The sequence below is a fragment of the Ketobacter sp. MCCC 1A13808 genome, from assembly GCF_009746715.1.
Classification (GTDB): Bacteria; Pseudomonadota; Gammaproteobacteria; order Pseudomonadales; family Ketobacteraceae; genus Ketobacter.
Window position 1 is genome coordinate 110,260 of record NZ_VRKW01000005.1, and the last position, 24,590, is coordinate 134,849.

The window sequence follows — 24,590 nt, forward strand, 5'->3', positions numbered from 1 at the left end:
AATGGATCTATGAATTTTAATTACAGCGAAGAGCAGAACCTGCTGAAAGATAGCATCGCGAAATTTATTAGCAACGATTACAGCTATGAAACCCGTCAGAAACACGTGGCGATGGAGAAAGGCTTCAACGAAGCAACCTGGAACACCTTTGCCGAATTAGGCTGGTTGTGTGTGCCATTTAGTGAAGATGATGGCGGCATCGGCGGTGGCCCTGTTGAAATCATGATAGTGATGGAAGAATTTGGCAAAGGTTTAGTAGTAGAACCATTTGTGCCCTCGGTCATTCTGAGTGGTGCGGCAATTGCGGCAGCGGGAAGCGAACAGCAGAAGGCCGATTTATTACCAGCGATAATTGATGGAAGCCAGATCTTTTCTCTAGCCTTCGTTGAGCCTCAGGCTCGCTTTGATCTGTACGATGTCAAAACCACCGCCAGCGAAACCAATGGTAAGTTTACATTGAATGGGGCCAAGTCTATGGTGATTCATGGCGGGTCGGCGGACACTTTTCTGGTTGTGGCAAGAACCTCTGGTGAACAGCGGGATGAGCAGGGTATTTCTGTTTTCCTGGTGCCGGCGGATGCGAAAGGCGTTGTGGTTAAGTCCTATCGCACGTTAGATGGGCAGCGTGCTGCAGAGGTGGTTTTGGATAACGTGGAGGTGCAGGCGTCGGCCCTGTTGGGCGTTAAAGATCAGGCTTATGAGTTGCTGCAAACGATCTCCGATGATGCCTGTCTGGCATTGGGTGCAGAGGCCGTTGGTATAATGGAAAAACTGTATAAAGAGACGGTGGAATACACCAAAGAGCGCAAGCAGTTTGGTGTTCCCATCGCTATTTTTCAAGCCTTGCAGCATCGCATGGTGGATATGTTTACTTTGCAGCAGGAGTGTCGTTCGTTGTTGCTCAGAGCCGTGTTAAGCCATGAATCCGGGGCCAAAGAGTACCAGAAAAATGTGTCTGCATTGAAATATGCGGTGGCGGTAAAAGGCCAGAAGGTAGCGCATGAAGCGGTGCAGATATTCGGTGGCATGGGCATGACCGACGAAATGAACGTCGGTATGTACCTGAAACGCATCAATATGATCAATACCCTGTTTGGTAATGGCGATTATCATTTACGACGCTTTATGGCTTTGTAAGTTTTATTGAGCCCGCCGCCAGTCTAGCCGTGTAAAATTAAAACCCCGTAGAGATCCGTTTTCTACGGGGTTTTTTCGCGCTGGACTTTAATACCCAGGCCCGAGGGCATAAGATGTCGATATGCAGTTCCAAAGGATACCCCCATGTTAGATACCAAACCCCTGTTGTTCCGCTCTGGTCATCAGTTTCCGGATATTCAGCGCAAAGAGCTCAGCATTCTCCAGGTTAATCTGGGTTATCGTTGCAATCTGAGTTGTACCCATTGCCACGTCAATGCCGGTCCCAAGCGGACCGAAGAAATGTCCTGGGATGGCATTCAGCAGGTACTGGAGGTATTAAAGAAGCGATCTTTTCAGACTCTGGACCTGACCGGAGGAGCGCCGGAAATGCATCCCCATTTCAGATATCTGGTGGAGCAGGCAGTCGTGCTGGGCACGGAGGTTATCGACCGTTGTAACCTGACCATTTTAATGGAGCCGGGATACGAAGACATGGCCTGTTTTCTGGCGCAGCAACGGGTGCGTGTGGTGGCCTCGTTACCTTGCTACAGTGAAAGCAATGTTGATGCGCAGCGGGGCAAGGGGGTATTTCATGATTCGATTGAAGGCTTACGTGTGTTAAACCAGCTCGGTTATGGCAAGGCGGATACCGGCCTTATTTTGGATTTAGTGTATAACCCGGGTGGTGCCTTTTTGCCTCCTCCGCAACAGCGACTGGAACAGGATTACAAACAGCATTTGCTGAATGAATTCGGCATTGAATTTAATCACTTGCTGACATTGGCGAATATGCCGATCAGTCGTTTCGGTAGCATGTTGTTATCGAAGGGGTGGTACGAAGACTACATGCAGTTGCTGCATGATAACTATAAAGCGGAAAACCTGGACGGATTAATGTGTAAGAGCACGGTCAGCGTGGACTGGCAGGGTAATCTGTACGATTGTGATTTTAATCAGATGTTGGAGCTGCCAATGCGGACGCAAATGCCGCGCATGATGCAGGGGGGAATTCGAACTGCCCGGCTCAGCGATCTGTTGGAAACCGATTACAACGGCAACCCGATTGCGGTTGCTGACCATTGTTTTGGTTGTACGGCAGGGCAGGGCAGTAGTTGTGGCGGCGCGTTAGGTTAGTAGCAGGTTACTGAGATGACATCAGATTGTCTGCTTGGGACGGTTGTGATTCCGGTGCTGAACGAAGCCCAACAAATGGACCACCTGTTGCTGGACGTTCTGACCAAAACCGGGGGGCGTTGGCACGTCATAGTGGTGGACGGTGGCAGTCGGGATGCTACCGTCGGCATTACTAAGCGGTATCCGGTGGAATTGCTCTCGGCTCCTGCGGGAAGGGCATTTCAAATGAACATGGGTGCCAGTCGTGCTAAGGGTGAACTGGTTCTGTTTTTGCACGCGGATACCCGTTTACCCATGCAGTTCAATACGCATATGGAGCACTTCATGGCGGGTCCCCTCGTCTGGGGCCGATTTAATGTGCGTCTGGATTCCGCGGGCTATCGACTGCGTGTGGTTGCCAACCTAATGAATCTTCGCTCCCGGATCAGCGCGATAGCCACAGGAGATCAGGCGATTTTTATGAAGCTGGATACGTTCAGGGAAATCAGCGGATTTGATGAGATTCCACTGATGGAAGACATTGATATCAGCAAGCGTCTTAAACAGTTAAGCAGGCCCTTCTGCATCGCTGACCCGGTTGTGACTTCCAGCCGGCGCTGGCAGCAGGACGGCGTGGTCTACACGATTTTACTAATGTGGTTTATGCGGCTGGCCTATTGGCTGGGGGTTTCTCCTCAGCGCCTTTGGCGTTGGTATTACGGGAATTCATTATGAGTACGCTGATTCAGGTATTCGCAAAGGCGCCATTAGCCGGAAGGGTTAAAACCCGCATTGCGAAAACGCTGGGTGAGACCGCCGCGTTAAATCTGCATAAATTATTGTGTGATCATATTATACAGGTTGCCCAGACATCCCAGGCCGACGAAGTGGAAATCTGGACCACGGAGCCGAATGCCTATTTTGATGTTTTCGCAGCACCGGTCTGGATACAGCAAGGACGTGAGCTGGGTACCCGCATGTCTTTTTCTTTACGTCATGGGTTGTCTCGTTTTGATCGGGTATTGATAATTGGTGGGGATGCCTACTCATTGACACCGGACTATCTTAATCAGGCGTTAAGCGCGTTGCAGGAAACCGACGTGGTGTTGGGGCCGGCAGAAGACGGCGGCTACGTGTTGGTAGGCGCCACGCAGACTTGGCCTGTATTATTCCAGAAGGTGCCCTGGGGTACGGCGGACGTAATGGGGGCGACGTTGGATATCATGTTAGCGAACGGCATCGGATTTCACCTTTTGCCGGAGCAATGGGATATTGATACCCTGGACGACTTGCGGAAGCACGCGCCTGATTTACTGCAACAATTAGAGGATACAATTAACTGAGCTGTCGGCTTTTTCTCTGCATATCCGTCAAAAACCGGTTCAGCGTGCGTTGGGTGTTACCGTCCAGTTCAGTGAATTGAACTCCAAGGTAGGTCACTTTGCGTTCTTGTTCCACTTGCCAGTGCATCAGCTTGCCACCACAGACAATAGGCGTACCGTCACTCAGTACCAGGTGGCAGGCACTGTAGATCTCGCCGCGTTCGGGTTTGGGGTCTAAAAACCCCTGTATTTTTACCCGCATACCGCTGGCGGACAGATCCACCAGTCCACCGCTCAAGGTGGGGTTGCTATCATGAGTGAGTGTGACTTTGATGGATGATATCTGGCTGAGTTTAACCCGGAAAGCGTCCCGCAATTGAACTTGCTCTATCCCTTTCGGAAAACTAAACCAATGCAGGTCTTCGCTGCGGCTAGGGTCTTTGTCGTTATATAAGGCTTCGAACTGATGACGAATGCCCTGATGGGTTAGCGAAAATCGCACTTTAACCCCGGGCATCATTAGAGCATTGGCTTCTTTTGGTAGAAACGCATCACAGGCAAAGCGGTGGGCATCGGGATCGACATCCACTATGCCGCTATTTAACTTGGCTAAGCGCCGCTTACCTGTGTCCATTACCACAGCGGTAAGAAAATGGTTTTCCCGTAAATACAGTTCCAGCAAATCACTGATACTGTTGCGGCCGTGCTTTATGTTTTTGGACGACCCTTTCTTTTCCTGATGTTCCTGGCCAAATAGCCGATCAATGAGACCGTTAATCATGGTGGCTCAACTACCTTTCGTAAAACTCCTTATTGCAAGTCTAGCAGTTCTTCGACAGCTTTCCTCTGGCTGAAATATCAAGCAGTTACCAGCATGCGGTGTTCGGCATTCAGGGACTTACGCCCGTTTGCCTGGTAAATGGCGACCTGATTCACGGTGCCCTTGATAATGGTCATCAATCTTTCCATGGAATTCTGGGCATGCGCCAGAATTTTGCCATTGACTTTGTTAAGCCGGCCGCAGGTGTTCATGGTGTCAGACAGCGTATCCCAATTCTGGCTGAAACGTTGCTGCCAGCTGGCCGGAACCTGTTTTAAGAACAGATCAAAGCCGGCTTTGTCCGCGCTAAAGCCCATTTCGGACATGATCTGGCGGCGCTGTTGATCCGCTTCTTCCAGCTGAATCAAAGAGCGGGTCTTTTGCTTTACCAGTTCACTGTGGGCATTGTATTGCCGTCTTTCCAGGAGTGTTTTTTCCTCCTGTAGAACGGTTTTGAGTTGCTGGGCCAGCTGGCAGTCATGCTCAATAACTTTAAGAAGTTGTTGTGCCGCCTGGGGTGAGACCTTCGCGGCCGGTGTTGAGGTTGCCTGTCTGGACATAGTGACTCCTGTGACTGTTCTTTGACAATATTAGAGAATAAGCAATGGTTGTGCCAAAGGTAGAAAAGGGGAGTCGGAAGGGGGAATGAATTGGGCGGTTTGGGTCAGCCGGTTTATCGGGATCCACCAAGGGAGAGTTTAGATGGGAGCAGAGTAGAGAGCAGGGCGACTCACTATTAAAATAACGAATCGCTTTCCAGCATCTTTGCAGCCGTTGCTTGAGCATCCACTTTATAGCTGCCATCGGCAATCGCAGCGCGTAATGCTTCAACTCTGGATTGGTTCACCGGGGTTTCCAAGTCGATGTCTTTACTAATTCGGTTAAGCGTCTGGCCTTCGGCACTGATACGGACGGTTTCACCTGAAGGTTTTGCCGGATTATTCGATTCGTCAGGCTGGGAAACAGGGGACGAAACGACTTTTTGTGCGTTGCGGGCCTTAGAGGAATTGGCCTGACTGCTATTTAACCCATTGATATCCATAGCCATGTTACTGTGCCTTCTGTTTTTATTGCTGTCTTACTTTATGTATCGACCGCAACAGCTAGAACTTTAGCCAAATTAATACACGAATTTTTAATCGCTGCCAATAATCTTATCGGCAGCTTAAAGGCTGACTTTAATGCGTCCGGGCCCGCTAATGCGGCCTTCGACCACTTTCTCTGTGTTGGCGTTTTTGACGCGTATGAGCTCGCCGTAGGCGCCGTCTTCCATCGAAACGCCGGTGGTGCGGATATTCAGCCCTGGGCCTTCGGCAATGATCACCACTTTCTCGCCCCGGTTGATCATCTTAACCGGGTCCATTAAAGAAGAATTGAGTACTTGCCCTGCGGAGATGGGACGCTTGGCAACAAAGCCGTTGACCTGTTCTGCTGCGCTAAAATAGCCGCCATACAGCAGACTAACGTCCCGTGTTTCGATACTGATGTCGCCCGCGCTTAAATGGGTGCCCTTGGCGATAGGGCCGCTGGCAATCACCACCTTGGCAAATGCTTGAATAGTAACAGGCACATGGATCGCCCAGGGCTCATCGCCATTACATTCCACGCGCATAGTGAGACGGCCGTAGTTGCGGTTGCGTGGACGGTGTTGGATATCCAGAGGCGCATTACAGCGACTCAGGCGTAGGCGGGGATCAACCGGTTGGATGCTGATATCGTAGCTTTCATAGGTATCCCCCTGTATTTCCTTCGCATAATGCTGAATTGATTGGTCGACCTGGGTGTGCAGTGTCGCCGGAGTGACGGGCTGCTCATCGGTTGGTGACTGTGTAAAACCCGTGGTAGCGCCTAAACTACTCAATAGCCACGTTGCCAGAACAGCCAGGTACCGTCCCGCTTTGTACGCTAAAATTTGTGGGGCCATGCTGTTCATTTAATTTATTTGACCTATTCTGAATGAAGTGGTGAGTGGATCAATTCAGGTCGCCGGTTTCTTGACGAACCACCGCGTTAAGGTAGTAGCAAGCAAACACCGTGCCGGAATATTGATGCGGTTTAAGTAGAAGCGAATTGGAGTTTGAGTATGGCCGGTGTTCTTGATTCTGTTGATCAGCGAACCAAACTGGTAGGACAGAACCGGTTAGAGCTGTTGTTGTTTCGTTTGGCCGATGATCAAATTTATGGCATCAACGTTTTTAAAGTCCGTGAAGTATTGCAGTGTCCGAAGCTGACGGCCATTCCGCAACGTAACCCAGTGGTCAGAGGGATTGCGCATATTCGAGGCGGCACCATTTCTGTGATGGATATGAACCTGGCGATGGGTAATGCGCCGTTGGATGATATTGAAAACTGCTTCGTGATTATCTCGGAATACAATATGGCAGTGCAGGGTTTTTTGGTGAAAGCGGTGGAACGTATCGTAAACCTGAATTGGGGAAATATACACCCGCCACCCAAGGGAGCAGGCAAAGGTAATTATCTTACTGCGGTTACCGAAGTCGATAACCGTATCGTAGAAATTATTGACGTGGAAAAGATTTTGTCTGAGGTTTCCCCGCTCGAGGAAACCATTTCTGATCAGATATTGAAGGAAGAATCGGTGATTCAGGCCGCATCCAAAGAGTTGGCGGTATTAATTGCAGATGACTCCAGTGTGGCGCGGAAACAAATCAAACGATGCGTAGAGAAAGTGGGTGTGCGAACTCACTTGGTCGCAGATGGGCGACAAGCATTAAACCATTTGCGTGATTTGTTGGATCAAGGCGAGTCGATCTCTGATCACTATATTATGTTGATTTCAGATATCGAAATGCCTGAAATGGACGGATATACCCTTACCGCATCGATTAAGGAAGATCCCAGGATGCAAGATCTGCATATTCTTTTGCACACGTCATTAAGCGGAATATTTAACGAGGCAATGGTAAAGCGGGTGGGAGCGGATAATTTTTTAGCGAAGTTCAAACCCGACAGCCTCGCCAACCTGGTACAGCAACAAGTCGATCGAACGTTGGAAGGCCGGTAACATTTTCCGGCCCCGCAACTAAGCCATGATGTATTCCGGAAAAGACCAGTCTGATTTCGGTAGTAGCGACTATGCGTTGTTTCGTGAGTTTCTTGAGCGTGCGTGCGGCATAGTGCTGGGTGACAATAAAAACTACCTGATTGATAGCCGCTTACGTAAACTACTAAAAGAAAACGGAATAAATTCTTTGTCGGAACTGGTGAGGAAGATCGACCGGTTCTCCGCGTCTGGTCTTCGTCAACAGGTAATTGACGCAATGACCACCAACGAAACCCTTTGGTTCCGGGATCGACACCCTTTCATTTATTTACAGGAACACATACTGCCTGAGCTGGCGAAAAAGCCAGGGGAAATAGCCATCTGGTGTGCAGCCTGTTCCACCGGACAGGAACCGTATTCCATCTCGATTTGCGTTGAAGAGTTGCGTAAAAAGAACTTCAGTCTTGTGAACAAGCCTGTGCGTATTCTGGCGACCGACATTTCTGCCAAGGTATTGGATCAGGCGAAAGCCGGAGTATACGAATCGTTGGCGTTAAAGCGTGGTATGTCTCAGGAACGGCTCGATCAGCATTTTGGCAAGGAAATCGAAGGTGCCTGGACCATCAAACCGGATATCAAGCGTCGCATTGATTTCCGGCCCATCAATCTAAAAGATAGTGTTTTAAACGTAGGGCGGTTTGATGTTGTTTTCTGCCGCAACGTATTGATTTATTTCTCCAGCGATCTGCAACGCCAAATCATCGGTAATATTCACCGGGTGTTAAACCCCGGCGGCTATTTGTTCCTGGGCGGGTCTGAAGCACCCAAGGGGCTCAACGATCTGTTCGACATCCATTACTACACGCCCGGTGTGGTCTACATCAAAAAATAGCGGCAATTTCCGATACTGCTGGCGGTTGTTCCATTGCCGCTTTCGGAAACCGATTGCCGCAGGCGTTGGTTTTTTGGCACACCTGAAACCTTAACTCATTGAAAATATTACCTAAGCGTTGGTTGGCACGGCGGTTGCTTTGTACTGTCTGTCGAGTTAACAACGCCGGTTTATTGGCCGGTAGTCAGAAATAGGTGAGAACAGTAGATGGCAATCAGCATAGATAAACATTTTGGCGTCGCACAGCAAGCGTTGGAACTGCGTTCCATGCGGGCCAACGTGTTAGCCAACAATATTGCGAATGCGGATACCCCCGGATACAAAGCCCGTGACATCGACTTTCAGGAGATGCTGAAGTCGCGTCTGGGGGAAACCAGTGACAGCGTTGGTATCAACGGGACTCACTCAGGTCACCAGCTGACTACGCCGCAGGGCAACACCATGACCGGTTTAAAATTCCGCACCCCGACTCAACCTTCAATCGATGGCAATACAGTGGATGCACAAGTGGAAAAAACTCAGTTCGTGCAGAACACCATTGAGTTCCAGACGGCGTTTGAATTTATGAACGGTAAAGTGAAATCCCTGCTAACCGCCATTAGAGGTGACTGATTATGTCCTTAATGAACGTATTTAATATTGCCGGTAGTGGCATGAGTGCACAGAGCGTGCGCTTAAACACCATTAGCTCAAACATCGCCAATTCCGACAGTGTAAGCAGTAATACCGAAGAGACCTATCGTGCCCGAGAGCCTATTTTTCGCGCCCAGATGCAAGCGGCAATGAACGGCCAGTTGGGTGCTGCCGGCGGCTTTGATTTTTCCGGAAGTGGAATGAACAGTGGAGGCGGAGTATCGGTTGACGGCATTGTTGAAAGTGATGCGCCCCTTCAGTTGCGTTATGAACCGAATCATCCGATGGCTGACGATGAAGGCTACGTGGCTTATCCCAATGTGAACGTAGTTGAGGAGATGGCAAATATGATCAGTGCCTCAAGATCGTTTCAAACCAATGTCGATGTGATGAGCTCGGCCAAACAAATGATGCAACAAGTTCTGAGCCTGGGCCGCTAAGGAAATAGGATTACACGACGATGGCAATTAATAGCGTTGAAAGCAGTAGTGTTCTGGACGATCTGTCGATCAGAAATAAAAGCACTGAACAAACAGAATCCGCAGCAGATAAAGACATGTTTATGAGCTTGCTGCTGGCCCAGATTAAGAATCAGGATCCACTCAAGCCAACCGACCAGACTGACTTTGTTGCCCAGCTTGCTCAATTCAGTTCGCTGGAAGGGATTCAGAATTTAGGTAAATCCGTTGAGAGTATTGGCGATATGTACCGCTCCAGTCAGGCGTTGCAAGCCACGGCATTGGTGGGTAGGGATGTTTTGGTTCCAAGCAATATCGGTTATCTGGAAGCCGGTAGTGAAATTAGCGGGACGATTCACGGTGGGCAGGCGGCCGGTGACGTTATGGCGACGGTTAAAGATGCTAACGGTCAGGTGGTGTCAACAATTGATATAGGCAATGTAGGCAGTTACGAAACACCGTTCAGCTGGGACGGTAAGGACAACATCGGCAATCCGTTGCCGGAAGGTATTTATTCAGTGTCCATTGAAGGCACCATTGCCGGAGAAAATGCAGCGTTGTCTACCAGTATGTATTGTCAGGTAGGCAGTGTGAGCATTGTGGACAATCAAGGTGGAATGATGCTCAACCTGACCGGTTTAGGTCAGATTGACTCTAACGAAATAACAGAATTACGTTAAAAAGCAGGAGAAAGTCATGGGTTTTAATATAGCACTGAGCGGATTGAATGCGGCACAGGCACAGCTTGATGTGACCAGTAACAATATCGCTAACGTGGACACGACCGGATTCAAAGGTTCACGCACCGCATTTGGTGACATTTACGCAAACTCCGCGTTCGGCAACAGCGACACGGCAGTAGGCAACGGCGTTCTGTTACAGGAAGTTCAGCAGCTGTTTGAGCAGGGTAACCTGAATTTTACTTCCCAGGCTTTGGACTTGGCGATCAATGGTGATGGTTTCTTTGTTCTGTCTCCGGATCAAGTCAGTCAGGAGCGGGTGTACACTCGGGCGGGTAATTTCGGCGTCGATGAAGATGGTTTTGTTGTGAATGCCTCTAATCAATATTTGCAGGTTTTCCCTGTCAATGAAGACGGCTCAGTTACCGCCACTGCGATGTCCAGTACAACCCCGTTACAACTGCCGGATACAGCCGGAGCACCGCAAGCGACTGCGTCGGTTGATGTGGGCCTCAATTTGCCTGCCAATGCGGAGGATCTCGATGTGGATAATTTTGATCCGGACAATCCGGATACGTACACCTCATCCACTTCTGTAACGGTGTACGATAGCTTGGGCGACTCGCATATTGCCACTACGTATTTCGTTAAGCAGCCCAACCTGGGTACCAGTGGTGAGCAGAATACCTGGGGTGTGTTCATGACAGTGAGCGATGATGCCGGCAATAAAATCCCCATTGATATTTATGACGGTATTGGTGCTGCACCGAGCGCGGAAACCAATGCCGGTGGTACGGCTTATGGGGTAATGGCATTTGATTCGCAAGGGGTGTTTCAGGGCACGGATCCCGCTGGCGGTATGTATACGGATCAGTTCACGTTTTTGACCAACGGATCAGATACAACGCAACAAGTGATGTTTGATTTTGCCAGCAATACCCCGACTCAGTTTGCATCGCCTTTTTCTGTAACTACGCTGTCGCAAGACGGATTTACCATTGGTCGACTAACCGGCCTAGCGGTGGATGATCAGGGTATCATTCAAGCGTCTTATTCGAACGGTCAAACCACGGCAGTGGGCAAGGTAGCGCTGGCGCGATTTTCCAATCCGCAAGGTTTGTTGCAGGATGGAAACACCACCTGGCGTTCCTCAACACATTCGGGTGAACCGATTCCTGGCGAAGCCGGTACCTCCAGTTTTGGATTAATTCAATCGGGTGCCCTGGAAACGTCCAACGTGGATTTGACGGAAGAGCTGGTTACGTTAATAACATCGCAACGTAATTTTCAGGCCAACGCAAAATCCATTGAAACGGCGAACGCAGTGACACAAACCATTATTCAGATCCGATAAGTTCTACAAAAGTAGGTAAGGCAAAAAAACCCGCTCCGGCGGGTTTTTTTATGAACTTGGCAAACCAATTGCAATATTTGTAACTAGAGCATGATAACGCTAAATAATTGACAGTTCTGCAGGTGGTGCAATGGATAAATTTTTATATATCTCGATGACTGGCGCGAAAGAAGCGATGGATGCCCAGCGTGTACGAGCAAACAATTTGGCCAATGTCTCCACCAACGGATTCAAAGCGGATTTTCATCAGTACCGCAGCCTTTCGGTTTACGGTGAGCATTACCCATCGCGAGCTTATGCCGTGGGAGAGCGACCGGGGACCGATACCAGCGCCGGTACATTTATGGAAACCAGTCGGGATCTGGATGTGGCAATAAAAGGTGAAGGCTGGCTTGCGGTGCAATTGCCCGATGGCAGCGAAGCTTACACCCGTGCAGGTGATCTCATGCGCGATGTGAGTGGTTTGGTGACCACCGGCACCGGGCTTCCGGTTTTGGGTGATGCGGGCCCGGTTGTGCTTCCCGAATACGAACAACTTACGGTTGGGGTTGACGGCACTTTGTCTGTTCGCGGGCTGGGAGAAGACCCGCAAGCACTGACTGAAATTGCGCGACTGAAACTGGTGAATCCGGGCAATAAACAATTAGTCAAAGGTGAAGATGGTTTATTCCGTTTGCGTGAAGGCGGAATTGCAGAAGCAGATCCGAACGTTCAGGTGGTCAACGGTATGCTGGAAGGCTCTAACGTGAACCCGGTTAATGAAATGACGGCCGTGATTTCCCATGCGCGATTGTATGAAATGAACGTAAAAATGATGTTGGCCGCCAAAGAAAATGATGAAGCATCGGCACGCTTAATGCAGGGTTAAGGTTAACGTCAAATTAGTAACAGACACAGGATTAAACCGGCAATTTTGTTCCCAGAAGGGGAATCGAGTTGCCACTAAAACAGGTGGAGTAAATTATGCACTCAGCATTGTGGGTGAGTAAATCCGGCTTAAGCGCGCAGGATACCAAAATCAAAACCATTTCCAATAATCTGGCAAACGTCAGTACCACTGGCTTTAAGCGGGATCGCGCGGTTTTCCAGGATTTGTTGTATCAGGTTAATCGTCAGCCCGGTGGTCAATCCTCGCAAAACACCGAATTGCCTTCCGGATTACAGATAGGTACCGGTGTGCGCATGGTGGCTACTCAAAAGGAGTTTACTCAAGGCAACCTGGAAGTGACGGACCAAGGTCTGGATATGGCGATCAACGGTCGCGGATTTTTTCAGATTTTAATGCCGGACGGGTCGGTAAATTACACCCGCGACGGTCGTTTCCAAATCGATTCCACCGGACAGGTAGTAACCGCAGGCGGTTTTCCCCTTGAGCCCGCGATCACCGTACCTGAAAGTTTCCAGAACGTGACCATTGGAACCGATGGCGTGGTTACCGCGGTGGACGCACAAACCGGCGATTCCAGTGAGATCGGCAGCATTCAGCTGGCTGATTTTATAAACCCGTCTGGTCTGGAAGCGATGGGCTCGAACCTGTTTCGTGAAACCGTAGCGAGTTCAGCGCCGAACCAGGGGGAGCCTGGTCAAAACGGGTTAGGCCCGATTATTCAGGGTGCGCTGGAAAGTTCGAACGTTAATGTTGTAGAAGAAATGGTGAATATGATCGAGACCCAGCGAGCATACGAAATGAATTCCAAGGTCATTTCAACGGTCGATCAGATGCTGCAATTTATCGGGCAACAGCTCTAAGGACAAGTGCTAAAAAAGTCATCTCAATATTTTCTTAAAAAGGGCAGGATGGGTTACATGAAATTCGAGCAGATTAAAGTTGGAGTGGTTGCCGGGCTATTGGTGTTGGGAGGTTGTTCAACAGCCCCACAGCCCCGACCCGGGGACGCCCGATATTCTCCCGTAATGCCGATCACCCATCCGGTCAGTGAACGCGGCGCGGGTTCCATTTATGCGAGTGGTGCCGGTATTAGTTTGTGGGAAGACCAGCGTGCTCGTCGCATTGGTGACATCATCACGCTGTTTCTGGACGAACGGACTGTCTCATCCAAGAAAAACAATACGGCCATAGATAAAGATGATCAGGTCGATATGAATATCGGTTCCATACTGGGAACAAACCCAAATTTAAAAGCCGGTAATAGCAATCTGAATATGAATGTTCAGACGGATAACAGTCGCCAGTTTGCAGGCGATGCCGGGTCTGATCAAAGTAACCGTTTGCAGGGCGAGATTTCGGTCACAGTTGCCGATGTACTGCCAAACGGAGTGTTGGTGGTTCGAGGTGAAAAATGGATGACGCTATCGCAGGGCGACGAGTTTATCCGTATAGAAGGCATGTTACGCCCTTCGGATATTTCACCCGAAAATACCGCGCAATCAACCCGTCTGGCAGATGCCAGAATTACTTACAGCGGAACGGGCGCTTTGGCTGATGCACAGGTACAGGGTTGGGCATCGCGATTTTTCAACACCTCCTGGTGGCCTTTCTAAGATGAATACGATGAAGAACGTTCTATTGGTAACTTTATTTCTGTTGTTGACGACGCCTGTCAGAGCCGACCGGCTAAAAGATTTGTCGGACGTGCAGGGTGTGCGTAGCAATCAATTGATTGGCTACGGTCTGGTTGTCGGTCTGGATGGTACCGGTGACAAAACCAACCAAACTCCATTTACCGTTCAGACTTTCCGTAACATGATGCAGCAATTTGGTATTAGTGTGCCGGACAACGTCACACCCCGTTTAAAAAATGTGGCAGCGGTGGCAATCCATTCGGAGTTACCCCCCTTTGCGAAACCGGGTCAACGTATTGATATAACGGTTTCTTCGCTGGGTAATGCGAGCAGTTTGCGTGGCGGCACTCTGTTGATGACGCCTTTACGCGGTGCTGACGGCAAGGTGTATGCGCTGGCCCAGGGTGATCTGGTGGTGGGTGGATTTGGCGCGCAGGGTTCCGATGGTTCTAAAATTACAGTTAACGTGCCCAGCGTCGGTCGTATCCCCAATGGTGCCAGCGTAGAAGTTGAAGCACCCAACCCATTTCAAAATGGCAATACGCTAACGATCAATTTGCGCCAGCCTGACTTTACCACTGCAAAACGGGTGCGTGATGAAATCAACAGTCTGTTAGGTCCCGGTGTGGCGCGTTCAATGGATGCGACCTCTATCGTTGTTACAGCGCCTAGGGACCCTTCACAGCGGGTAACGTACTTATCGGTTCTGGAGAACCTGGAAATAAAGCCGGCAGAGCCGTCAGCCAAAATCATTATCAATTCCCGTACCGGCACCATCGTGATCGGCAGCAACGTGAAAGTCTCACCGGCTGCAGTCACACACGGAAATCTGACGGTCACCATCTCTGAGAGCGTCGATGTTAGCCAGGCCAATGCATTTGCCGGAGGCGGGCAGACGGTCGCTGCCAATCAATCCGATGTTTCCATAGAACAGGAAAAAAGCCATATGTTCAAGGTTGGCGAAGCCGTCACCCTGGACGACATCGTCGCCGCGGTAAACCGCGTCGGTATGGCACCTGGCGATCTGATGGCAATCCTTGAGGCGCTTAAACAAGCTGGCGCACTCCGGGCCGAACTCATCGTTATCTAACCCCAGCGAGCGGATACCGTCATGATGACCAACGGCCCCGGCAATCAATCTGAACTTTATCTCGATTTTTCACAGTTTAACGAATTGAGAAAAATGAGTCGTGATGATAAAACCCAGGCATTGCGGGAAACCGCAAAGCAGATGGAAGGCGTCTTTTTGGACATGATGATGCAGAGTATGCGTAGCGCTAATGCGGCGTTCGGTGAAGGCAATATGACTGAATCGAAAGATGCCCAGTATTACCAGAGCATGTACGACAAACAACTGGTCAACGATATCAGTAATCGGGGTGGATTGGGTTTGGCGGATATCATCGTGCGACAGCTATCACGTCAGAATGGCCTGGATGCAGACAATGTGGTCGAAAGAAGTTACGACATTTCCGGGTACCTGAACGCGCGAGTGCCGTCTCGTCAAAAAAACGACCAGAGTGCCTCGCAAATGGACAGCGATTCAATGGTGCATCAGGCAGCCCACACTTCCACCGCCCAGCCTGGATTAAACTCGGGCAATTCATCATCGTCGGCAAAAATTTCCTGGGAAAGTCCAGAACAATTTATCGAGGCGATACTTCCGTTCGCAGAGAAAGCCAGTCGCTCTTTGTCTGTGGAACCGGAAGCCATCGTCGCGCAAGCCATTTTGGAAACTGGCTGGGGGAAGCATGTGATGCAGGATCGCCAGGGTGAATCTTCCTTTAATTTTTTCGGAATCAAGGCGGACTCGCGCTGGGCCGGTGAAGTAACCAGTAAAAATACACTGGAATACCGGAATGGAATTGCCGCTAAAGAGCGTGCCGCTTTCCGCTCCTATAGTACGTTGGATCAAGCATTCGAAGATTATGTCGCCTTTTTGAAAAATAATTCTCGCTACGAAGACGTTGTCAGTAAAAAAACCGATGCAAAACAATGGGGTTTTGAATTGCAGCAGTCTGGATATGCAACAGATCCAAATTATGGCAATAAAATTGCAACCATCATGGATAGTGACGTTTTTCAGTCAACAATCGAGCGTTTGCGTAAGCAAATATAATGAGCAGGAATGAGTAATGGCGGATCTATCTAGCATTGCATTATCGGGTTTAAGAGCGAGTCAGTCTTCGCTTGCAACCACGAGCCATAATATTGTCAATGTTGATACGGAAGGTTATAGCCGACAGACAACCGGTCTGGGAACGCGGCCGGCACAATTTTCCGGTGGCTCATTCTTCGGTCAAGGCGTCGATGTTAATAGTATCGCCCGTGTCAGTAACCAATATGTGGTTGACCAGGTACGTCGGGATACCTCCACATTCAATTCCGCTGATGCGTTCTACGATTACGCGGTCCGTATCGACCAGATGCTGGGGGGGGATGCGACTGCAATTACCCCTTCTTTGCAGAAGTTTTTCGATTCTATGGAAGGATTAACTAACGATCCATCTTCCATTGCCAGCCGACAGGCGTTGCTGAGCAGTGGTCAGGCATTGGTTGCGCGTTTTAATAATGTGTACGACCAGGTGAGTCAGGCCAACGCGACCCTGAACACGGAATTGACGCAGATCACCGCCAAGATAAATCAACTATCGGAAAACATTGCGTCCTACAACAAATCGATTCAATCGCTCTCCACCAACAATATCGGCGAAATGCCGAATGATTTGTTGGATGAACGCGATGAAGCCGTGCGGCAATTAGCCGAGCTGGTCGGAGGCGAAATAATTCAGCAGGATGACACAACGATTAGTGTATTTGTTGCCAATGGACAGCCGCTGGTGGTGGGCGGGGATTATTTCGAAATGCAAACCAGTGAACCTTTGTCGGGAATCAGTCGACAGGAAATCACTTTGGGCAAAGGCAATAATGTCGACAATATAACCGACCTGGTGTCCGGAGGACGCTTGGGTGGATTGCTCTCGGTAAGGGAAGAATTAATCGATCCGGTGTTCAACGAAATGGGCCGGATTGCCATGGTGATGAGCGATACCTTCAATGCGCAGCATGAGCTGGGCATGGACCTTAATAACGAACTCGGTGGTGAGTTTTTCAGTGATATAAACGGTGCTAATGCCGGGTTTTCTCGTATCGCACCTTCAGCAAGAAATGCGGGTAACGTCAGTATTTCCGTTACTATTGACGACACCTCCCTGTTGACGGTGGATAACTACAACCTCAGGTATGATGCCGGTACCGGCAATTACACACTCTACAACGCAGACAGTAGCGTTAACGCCAGCTTCGCGAACCCGGGCGCCGGTGGTTCATTTACCATTGCGGATGGGTTCACTATTAATTTCGGTGCCGGTGTGCCCGCAGATGGTGACGAGTTTGGCGTGTTACCCACTCGAACGGGTGCTGCCAATATGGGTATGGAGCTCAATGATGTGCGTCAGATTGCCGCCGCGTTGCCGGTGACCACCGATCTGCCGTCTACCAATATCGGCACCGGTTATGTCGAAAATGTGGTGGTCACTGATACCGGTGCTGCCAGCGATTTTGCGGCCACGCCCTATGCCCTGACTCCGCCTTATCGAATCGAGTTCACCAGCGCTACCAGTTATGACGTAATCAATGCCGGAACCAACGTTGCCGTAGTGAGCGGTGTGGCTTTCACTCCCGGCCAGTCAAACGGCTTACTGGAGCAGGCAGGTTTATATCCGGCGTCGGGCTACGACGTCATCTACAGCGGATCCCCTGCGACCAACGATGTGGTGAATATCCGGTATAACAACGGCGGGGTTTCAGATAATCGAAATGCACTGAACCTGAGCGCTTTGAGTGATGTTAAAACCGTTGCCAATGGTACTTCTACCTATCAAAGCGCCTACGCGCACCTGGTCAGCGGTGTGGGTACCCGCACTAATGATGCAGCGGTAACGCAGGAAGCAAGCAGTACTATTTTGTCCCAGGCACAAACTCAGTGGGAATCAATATCCGGCGTTAATCTGGACGAAGAAGCTGCCAATTTGATGCGTTTCCAACAGTCCTATCAGGCCTCTGCACGGGTGATGCAGGTGTCGAGTGAGCTTTTTGACACCATTCTTGGTTCACTGTGAGGAAATGAATAATGGCGATTAGAATATCCACCTCACAAACGTTCCGACAGGGCACCAACTCGATCCTGGAAAACCAGGCCCGGGTTAATCAGACGCAACAACAGCTTTCTAACGGCACCCGCATATCGCAGCCTTCGGATGATCCGATCGGTTCGGCAGTGATGATGGATTTACAGAAGCAAATCGATAACGCGAAGCAATATGTTGCTAATGGACAGGCAGCTGAAACCCGCCTGAAAACCCAGGAAGGAACGCTGGCGAATACCACCGATATCCTGCAACGGATTCGTGATCTGGCGTTATCGGCGTCTAACTCCACCATGAACCAAACCGACCGGGAAACGATTGCGTTGGAGATGGAACAACGGCTGGACGAGTTGGTGGGGTTGGGTAATACCCAGCTTTCCAGTGGCGATTATCTATATTCCGGTTTTAAAACCAACGTCAAACCGTTCACCAAGGATGGCTCCGGCTCAATCGCCTATAACGGCGATCAGGGGGTGAGAATGGTGAACGTGAACGCGTCTGTGCAGGTAGAAAGCGGCAATAGCGGGGACGAGGTCTTCTTCGATATTAAAACCGGTAACGGAGCGTTTGCGACGTCAGCGAATTCCGCGAATATGGGCAGTGGCGTGATCAGCTCCGCAGTCATGTCCGACCCGACCAGTTACATAGCAGACACCTATACCGTCACTTTCCAGGACGATGGTTCAGGTAATCTGGAATACCAGGTAAGCGGTGCTAACAGTGGCGCTGTAGGTGGTCCGGTAGCGTTTGACGAAGATTCACCGGTCACTGTGAATGGTATCACCTATTCTATTTCGGGCAGCCCCGCAGTGGGAGATAGCTTCACAGTGGAACCAAGCAATAAGCAAGATATTTTTACTACGGTTCAGCAAGTAATTGCCGCAATCAAGATCCCCAATGCAACCAGTGCAGGTCAGGCCAGTTTTCAGAACGCATTTAATCTGGGAATGCAGAACCTGGATCAGTCGCTGACTCACATTGATGAAGTCCGGGCCAGCTTGGGTAGCCGTTTAAATGTGATCGAAAGTGAGCGTGATATTAATGAAGGCAACATAGTCGATACCGAGTCGGCGTTATCCACCGTCAAAGATCTGGATTACGCGGAGGCGATCACTGAACTGAATCAACGCACTCTGGCTTTACAGGCAGCACAACAAAGTTTTGTGCAGGTGCAAAATCTTTCGCTTTTTGAATATTTATAAGGGTTTTAGATATGGCTAAGCAGCTATTAATTCAGAGAGGTCAGTGGCGGGGAGGGTAGCATGCGCCGGAAATTTCATGCACAGGTTAAATCAATCAATCAAATTTAGCGCCTTCCCGAACACCTAAATTGCGGGAAGCGAAGTAGGAGAGACTACAATGGCACAAACAATTAACACGAATATTTCATCCTTGAACGCCCAGCGTAACCTGAACCGGTCACAGGGTTCATTGCAAACCTCGCTGGAACGATTGTCCTCTGGTTTGCGTATCAATAGCGCAAAAGACGATGCAGCTGGGTTGGCTATTTCTAACCGTTTTACTACCCAGGTACGGGGTTTGAACGTGGCGGTACGAAACGCAAATGATGGGATCTCTTTGGCGCAAACCACTGAAAGCGCGCTGGGTGAGATTACCACGAACTTACAACGTATTCGTGATTTGGCTGTTCAATCAGCGAATGACAGCAATAGCCAAGCAGACCGATTGTCGTTACAGGCTGAAGTAGATCAGCTGCTGGATGAAACCAGTCGCATCGCCACCACTACCACCTTCAACGGACGCAACGTTCTGGACGGATCCATGCAAGCTTACTACTTCCAGATAGGCGCCAATGCCGGTGAAGGGGTAGAGGTGAATGGTATCGACGCGCGGGTGAGTGCTCTTGGGTCTCAGCCTGGTTCAGTGCAGGCCACCATGGATGCCGGTAACACCGCAGGTGCCAACCAATCCAACTTCAGCGTGCGGATCGGTTCGTCCGCCAACGCGACCGACGTCAATATCCTATCGGCGGCCAATGGCGGTAATATCACTGGTGCGTCAGCGGCTGACCTGACTAACCCGGAGGCCGATAATTACGGCACTGGTTTCGCGAAGTCCATAGCTGATCGCTTGAATAATTTACGTGAAGATGGTGTGGAAGGTCTGGAGGGTGTGTATGCCAGTGCCAAAACGACGTTCGATTATCGCGATGTGGGCGGTACAGCGGCTGCAGACGCCGCGGTTGGTGCGGGGACGTTAGCGCACGGTGACCTGGAGATTAACGGAGTGAGTATCGGTCCGGTCAGTGTGCAGGAGCGCGATGCAGACAACTCATTGCAAAAAGCCATTAATGCCAAATCCGATATAACGGGTGTGACTGCCACGCTGGATGATAATGGCCGGCTGACCCTTACCGCTGAAGATGGCCGCGATATGGTAATAAGTACGTCGAATGGCGCAGAAGATATTCTGTTCAATGGTGGTGATGTAGCGAATGCCAATACTGTGGCGGCCTCAACAAACCAGGTCAAAAATGGTGAGCTGACGGTTTCTGCGCAGGATACTATTAACGTCACCCTGGCGGGTGGCATGACCAATACCGATACCGATGACGATAACGTTCAGGCGGTCGGTACGGTCGCCAATGCCGACATTACCACTATCGAAGCATCGAATTTAACCATTACCTCCATGGACAGTGCTTTGGCACAGATTGATTCTTTCCGCGGGGAACTGGGTGCGATTCAAAACCGCTTTGAATCTACGATTCGTAATTTGTCGGCCGTATCTGAAAGTTTGTCGGCCGCTAACTCACGGATCCAGGATGCCGACTTTGCGGCTGAGACAGCCAATCTTTCTAAAAACCAGGTATTGCAACAAGCCGGCATCTCGGTATTGTCCCAGGCAAATGCGTTGCCACAGCAAGTGTTATCGCTGTTGCAAGGTTAAGCTTCGGGCTTATAAATACCAAAAGGGGCTTCGGCCCCTTTTTTGATGGTGTCAGCAAAATTGCCTAGATCTGATCAGTTTAACTTTTGTTCAGGATTAATTTCGACTGGTTCACATTTATAAACCCGAATAAAAATCATTATATATTGATTGAATTCCATAAGGTCCAAATGAATATTCAATCAGGCCAGAACACTCGTTTCTTTCCAGTTTTATGACTTCCCTGATGCACAATGCAGTCGGTGAAAAGCGCACTGATTTTTCGGTGTGCGTTTTCTATTTAATTACATACCAAATAAAAACGGAGAGAAAAACATGAATCCTTTGCGACACGGATTGTATTCTCTTGTGCTGATAACGGCGGCAGGTTCTGCAATGGCTGACGTTATATTTGAAGACGATTTTGCCCAGGGTACCGGAATCTTTGCAACAGAAGGCCGGGTCTATACAGGCAATTACGGAATCCGGATGCGGGGCGGTGTTGCATCGGGTTCTTCGGTCACTTCAAGTGCGATCAGTACACAGGGATACGAAAACCTGGTATTACAATTCCGGCGTGAGGCGTCGGGCCTGGATAGTGGGGAAACCGGTACGGCGTCTGTTTCGATCAACGGTGGGGCATTCACTCCCCTGGAATCGATAACCGACGGTAATGCGGCGACCATGGACTTTCCGTTACCAGACACGGCCAGCGGTAAAAATATTCGCGTCCGCTTTGCATTGCAAGCTAGCAGTTTTTTTGAAACTTACACCATTGCGTCGCTCACTCTGAATGGAGACGGTGGCGACGAGCCTCCAGCGGAATGCCCGGGGGGGCCAGAATGCCCCGTTGAACCTGAGTGCCCAGGTGATCCAAGTTGTCCTGTGGATCCGCCGCAATGTCCTGGTGATCCGGATTGCCCGCCACCGACATCGGAATTCGAATTCCCCAGTGCCCCGACCGGTAAACCGGCCGCCGGTGACTTCGTCACCTTTGAATCCGGCCATGTTCGCCCGATGGCTCTCTCCGGCGATGGCAATACGCTCTATGCCGTTAATACCCCGGATAACAAGGTTGAAGTTTACGATGTTTCCGGTACCACTCCTCAATTAGTGGAACGTATTCGGGTGGGGATGGAGCCCGTAGCGGTTGCGTTACTGAATGATTCACAACTATGGGTATCCAATCATCTGTCCGACAGCGTCAGCATTGTCGATGTTTCCGTATCACCGGCCGTGATCAAACAAACGTTGCTGGTCGGTGATGAACCCCGCGATATCGTTTTTGGCGGAGCTAACGACCAGTTTGCGTTTATCACCGTTGCGCACCGCGGCCAAAACGTTCCGTTTGATCCGAAAATGCAAACGGCCGGTGTCGGCCGTGCAGATGTCTGGGTATTTGATACGGGTAATACCGGTAATACCTTAACCGGCGAACCCAGAACCATTTTGAATATGTTCGGCGACACCACACGGGCGTTGGCACGTAGCCCCGACGGTGAAACCATTTATGCTGCGGTATTTAATTCCGGAAACCGTACAACGGTATTGACCGATGATCGAGAAAACGGAGATATACTGGATAAGGCTCCACCTTTCGAAAATGTTGAAGGTGCGCAACAGCCAGAGACCGGCTTGATTGTCCAATACAATGGTCGTAACTGGGTAGATAACGGCGATCCGACCAGCGGCGTAGCACCGAAGATTTGGGATCAGCGGGTTAAATTGAGCCTGCCGGATTACGATGTTTTTGAAATCGACGCTTCGGGTGGTACACCGCGGGTGGTCAACCGGATTTCCGGTGTCGGTACTACGTTGTTCAATATGGCGGTGAACCCCAGCAATGGACAGGTTTACGTGAGCAACCAGGAAGCCCGTAACGTTGTCCGCTTTGAAGGTCCCGGGAATAATTCCACCACCGTTAACGGGCATTTTGTGGAAAGCCGCATCACCGTGATAAATAACGGTAACCCCAATCCGCGTCATCTGAATAAGCACATCAATTACAATTCCAGACCGGGTACGGGGACTGCTGCGGAACGCAATGCCGCACTGGCAACACCGTTGGAAATGGCGGTCAGCAATAACGGAGCTAATCTTTATTTGGCCGCTATGGGGTCGGATAAGTTGGCGCGTTTCAGCACCTCACAACTCGCCTCCGACAATTTTACGCCCTCAGCCGATGATCACGTTAAGTTGTCTGGCGGCGGTCCTACCGGGGTGGTGCTGGATGAAGCCCGCAACCGGGCGTTTGTCACCACGCGCTTTGATAACGGAATTTCGATAGTAAGCACCGGTGGTCGTATGAGCGAAAGTGCCCACGTGACTATGAATAATCCAGAGCCTGCAGTGGTTAAAAATGGGCGACGTTTTCTTTACGATGCGACCTACACTTCCAGTCGCGGTGATTCGTCATGCGCCGGGTGTCATATCTTCGGCAACATGGATCACTTGGCATGGGATCTGGGTAATCCGGATGAAGACGTGGCTGAAGTGGTCAATACCTACAACCGCAACACGCCATCTTTCCTGGGTAATGATGAGTTTCACCCCATGAAAGGGCCTATGACCACTCAGAGTTTCCGTGGCATGAAAGGCAACGGACCCATGCACTGGCGCGGTGACCGGCAGGCACAAACCCGTTCTGCAGGTGAAACCTTGGAGGAACAATCCTTCGAAGACTTTATCGTTGCTTTCCCCGGTTTGCTTGGCCGTGCAACACCACTCACTGATCAGGAAATGGATGCATTTGCCAAATATGCACTGGAATTAACCTATCCGCCCAACCCGGTGATGAATCTGGACAACAGCCTTACGGCGCAGCTGGAGCAGGCCTACGACGTTTATAACAATAAGCGTACAGACGGTACGATCACCTGTAACGGCTGTCACCGCATCGACCCGGTTAACGGTAACTTTGGTACCGACGGCACCATGACCATTGAAGGTGCCGGTGTGGAAGAAGACATGAAAATTCCACATTTGCGTAATGTCTATGAGCGTGTAGGTATGTTCGGTTACAACAGCCTGTTCCGTGGCCCGGGTCAGATCGGCGACCAGATTCGTGGTTTCGGTTACGACAATATGGGTTCAGCCGGAACGGTATCCATCTTCCTGGATTCGCCAACCTTCAACCTGACCGCTGCGGAACTGGTGCAGGTAGAAGCACTGGCAATCGCTGCACCTTCGGATATGAACCCGATTGTTGGTCAACAGGTTACGGTAACCAAGGCAAACCGAACCCGATCCGATGTTCGCAATCGCATTAATTTGCTGGTGGAAAGGGCGCTTGTGACCAGTCCGCGTGCGGAGTGTGATCTGGTGGCAACAACCGTCGTTGATGGTCAGTCTGTGGGTTGGGTGATGAATGCGCGGCAGGGTTTTGTGCCAAGCGATACCGGCCTGACTTCCGCTACCACGTTAGATGGTGTGCTGGACTATGCAACCGGTAAGGACAGCACAGCTACCTTTACCTGTGTGCCGCCGGGAAGTGGTACACGCATGGGTGGTTGATCGCGGAGTGTAAATTAAGGAGCAATAAGCAAGTAAAAGGGGCGTCATTTGATGCCCCTTTTTTTATTTTCCAAGCTGAACAAATCCATAGAAATTGGAGGTTT

General features: G+C 50.2%; 23 protein-coding genes. 19 read left to right on the forward strand and 4 right to left on the reverse strand.

All coding sequences use genetic code 11. The features are described 5' to 3' along the window. Nucleotides 1-9: 9 nt before the first annotated feature. The 4 genes from FT643_RS11700 to FT643_RS11715 all read left to right on the forward strand — a co-directional run bounded on the left by FT643_RS11700 (nucleotide 10) and on the right by FT643_RS11715 (nucleotide 3,593). Complete coding sequence (locus tag FT643_RS11700; protein WP_156871581.1) at nucleotides 10-1,137, forward strand: acyl-CoA dehydrogenase family protein; 1,128 nt, start codon at nucleotides 10-12, stop codon at nucleotides 1,135-1,137. A 144-nt stretch (nucleotides 1,138-1,281) separates the two neighbouring features. Next, nucleotides 1,282-2,271, forward strand: coding sequence for an arsenosugar biosynthesis radical SAM (seleno)protein ArsS (gene arsS, locus FT643_RS11705; RefSeq protein ID WP_156871582.1), 990 nt, complete (start codon nucleotides 1,282-1,284; stop codon nucleotides 2,269-2,271). Between the two features lie 15 nt (nucleotides 2,272-2,286). After that, nucleotides 2,287-2,985, forward strand: coding sequence for a TIGR04283 family arsenosugar biosynthesis glycosyltransferase (locus FT643_RS11710; protein WP_156871583.1), 699 nt, complete (start codon nucleotides 2,287-2,289; stop codon nucleotides 2,983-2,985). Then, the gene (locus FT643_RS11715; RefSeq protein ID WP_156871584.1) at nucleotides 2,982-3,593 is read left to right on the forward strand and encodes a TIGR04282 family arsenosugar biosynthesis glycosyltransferase; all 612 of its coding nucleotides are present in this window, start codon (nucleotides 2,982-2,984) and stop codon (nucleotides 3,591-3,593) included. The genes FT643_RS11710 and FT643_RS11715 overlap by 4 nt, the downstream gene beginning before the upstream one ends. On the opposite strand, the gene FT643_RS11720 is transcribed toward FT643_RS11715, so the two are convergent. The 4 genes from FT643_RS11720 to flgA all read right to left on the reverse strand — a co-directional run bounded on the left by FT643_RS11720 (nucleotide 3,586) and on the right by flgA (nucleotide 6,316). Next, complete coding sequence (locus FT643_RS11720; protein WP_156871585.1) at nucleotides 3,586-4,353, reverse strand: flagellar brake protein; 768 nt, start codon at nucleotides 4,351-4,353, stop codon at nucleotides 3,586-3,588. The genes FT643_RS11715 and FT643_RS11720 overlap by 8 nt on opposite strands. 77 nt (nucleotides 4,354-4,430) lie before the next feature. Then, nucleotides 4,431-4,952: a flagella synthesis protein FlgN gene (locus FT643_RS11725; protein WP_156871586.1), complete on the reverse strand. Its 522-nt coding sequence runs from the start codon at nucleotides 4,950-4,952 to the stop codon at nucleotides 4,431-4,433. Between the two features lie 176 nt (nucleotides 4,953-5,128). Next, nucleotides 5,129-5,440, reverse strand: coding sequence for a flagellar biosynthesis anti-sigma factor FlgM (gene flgM, locus FT643_RS11730; RefSeq protein WP_156871587.1), 312 nt, complete (start codon nucleotides 5,438-5,440; stop codon nucleotides 5,129-5,131). 117 nt (nucleotides 5,441-5,557) lie between these two features. Further along, nucleotides 5,558-6,316 carry a flagellar basal body P-ring formation chaperone FlgA gene (gene flgA, locus FT643_RS11735; RefSeq protein WP_198043501.1) on the reverse strand — a complete coding sequence of 253 codons (759 nt, stop codon included), beginning with the start codon at nucleotides 6,314-6,316 and terminating at the stop codon, nucleotides 5,558-5,560. A 159-nt stretch (nucleotides 6,317-6,475) separates the two neighbouring features. Between flgA and FT643_RS11740 the strand changes: the two genes are divergently transcribed. The 15 genes from FT643_RS11740 (at nucleotide 6,476) to FT643_RS11810 (ending at nucleotide 24,486) form a co-directional block, all read left to right on the forward strand. Continuing rightward, a complete protein-coding gene (locus tag FT643_RS11740) occupies nucleotides 6,476-7,417 on the forward strand; it encodes a chemotaxis protein CheV (RefSeq protein ID WP_156871589.1) in 942 nt (313 codons plus the stop codon). Nucleotides 7,418-7,445: 28 nt separating this feature from the next. Continuing rightward, nucleotides 7,446-8,288, forward strand: coding sequence for a CheR family methyltransferase (locus FT643_RS11745; protein WP_156871741.1), 843 nt, complete (start codon nucleotides 7,446-7,448; stop codon nucleotides 8,286-8,288). Between the two features lie 207 nt (nucleotides 8,289-8,495). After that, nucleotides 8,496-8,900: a flagellar basal body rod protein FlgB gene (gene flgB / locus FT643_RS11750; protein ID WP_156871590.1), complete on the forward strand. Its 405-nt coding sequence runs from the start codon at nucleotides 8,496-8,498 to the stop codon at nucleotides 8,898-8,900. Between the two features lie 2 nt (nucleotides 8,901-8,902). Then, the gene (gene flgC, locus FT643_RS11755) at nucleotides 8,903-9,361 is read left to right on the forward strand and encodes a flagellar basal body rod protein FlgC (protein ID WP_156871591.1); all 459 of its coding nucleotides are present in this window, start codon (nucleotides 8,903-8,905) and stop codon (nucleotides 9,359-9,361) included. 20 nt (nucleotides 9,362-9,381) lie between these two features. After that, on the forward strand, nucleotides 9,382-10,059 hold the full coding sequence (locus FT643_RS11760) for a flagellar hook assembly protein FlgD (protein ID WP_156871592.1): 678 nt from the start codon (nucleotides 9,382-9,384) through the stop codon (nucleotides 10,057-10,059). Between the two features lie 16 nt (nucleotides 10,060-10,075). Then, nucleotides 10,076-11,413, forward strand: coding sequence for a flagellar hook protein FlgE (gene flgE / locus FT643_RS11765; RefSeq protein WP_156871593.1), 1,338 nt, complete (start codon nucleotides 10,076-10,078; stop codon nucleotides 11,411-11,413). A gap of 130 nt (nucleotides 11,414-11,543) precedes the next feature. Continuing rightward, on the forward strand, nucleotides 11,544-12,281 hold the full coding sequence (locus tag FT643_RS11770; RefSeq protein WP_156871594.1) for a flagellar basal body rod protein FlgF: 738 nt from the start codon (nucleotides 11,544-11,546) through the stop codon (nucleotides 12,279-12,281). 95 nt (nucleotides 12,282-12,376) lie between these two features. Continuing rightward, entirely contained in the window at nucleotides 12,377-13,162 is a 786-nt protein-coding gene (flgG, locus tag FT643_RS11775) for a flagellar basal-body rod protein FlgG (RefSeq protein WP_156871595.1), read from the forward strand. 57 nt (nucleotides 13,163-13,219) lie between these two features. Continuing rightward, the gene (flgH, locus tag FT643_RS11780) at nucleotides 13,220-13,915 is read left to right on the forward strand and encodes a flagellar basal body L-ring protein FlgH (protein WP_156871596.1); all 696 of its coding nucleotides are present in this window, start codon (nucleotides 13,220-13,222) and stop codon (nucleotides 13,913-13,915) included. Between the two features lie 10 nt (nucleotides 13,916-13,925). Continuing rightward, nucleotides 13,926-15,026 carry a flagellar basal body P-ring protein FlgI gene (locus tag FT643_RS11785; protein ID WP_198043502.1) on the forward strand — a complete coding sequence of 367 codons (1,101 nt, stop codon included), beginning with the start codon at nucleotides 13,926-13,928 and terminating at the stop codon, nucleotides 15,024-15,026. A gap of 21 nt (nucleotides 15,027-15,047) precedes the next feature. After that, nucleotides 15,048-16,055 (forward strand): flagellar assembly peptidoglycan hydrolase FlgJ, encoded by a 1,008-nt coding sequence (gene flgJ, locus FT643_RS11790; protein ID WP_156871598.1) that lies wholly within the window; start codon nucleotides 15,048-15,050, stop codon nucleotides 16,053-16,055. 16 nt (nucleotides 16,056-16,071) lie between these two features. Beyond that, nucleotides 16,072-18,057 (forward strand): flagellar hook-associated protein FlgK, encoded by a 1,986-nt coding sequence (gene flgK, locus FT643_RS11795; protein WP_156871599.1) that lies wholly within the window; start codon nucleotides 16,072-16,074, stop codon nucleotides 18,055-18,057. An 11-nt stretch (nucleotides 18,058-18,068) separates the two neighbouring features. Next, nucleotides 18,069-19,286, forward strand: coding sequence for a flagellar hook-associated protein FlgL (gene flgL, locus FT643_RS11800; protein WP_156871600.1), 1,218 nt, complete (start codon nucleotides 18,069-18,071; stop codon nucleotides 19,284-19,286). Nucleotides 19,287-19,443: 157 nt separating this feature from the next. Beyond that, entirely contained in the window at nucleotides 19,444-20,994 is a 1,551-nt protein-coding gene (locus FT643_RS23790) for a flagellin N-terminal helical domain-containing protein (RefSeq protein WP_156871601.1), read from the forward strand. 315 nt (nucleotides 20,995-21,309) lie between these two features. After that, nucleotides 21,310-24,486: a YncE family protein gene (locus FT643_RS11810; RefSeq protein WP_156871602.1), complete on the forward strand. Its 3,177-nt coding sequence runs from the start codon at nucleotides 21,310-21,312 to the stop codon at nucleotides 24,484-24,486. Nucleotides 24,487-24,590: the final 104 nt, after the last annotated feature.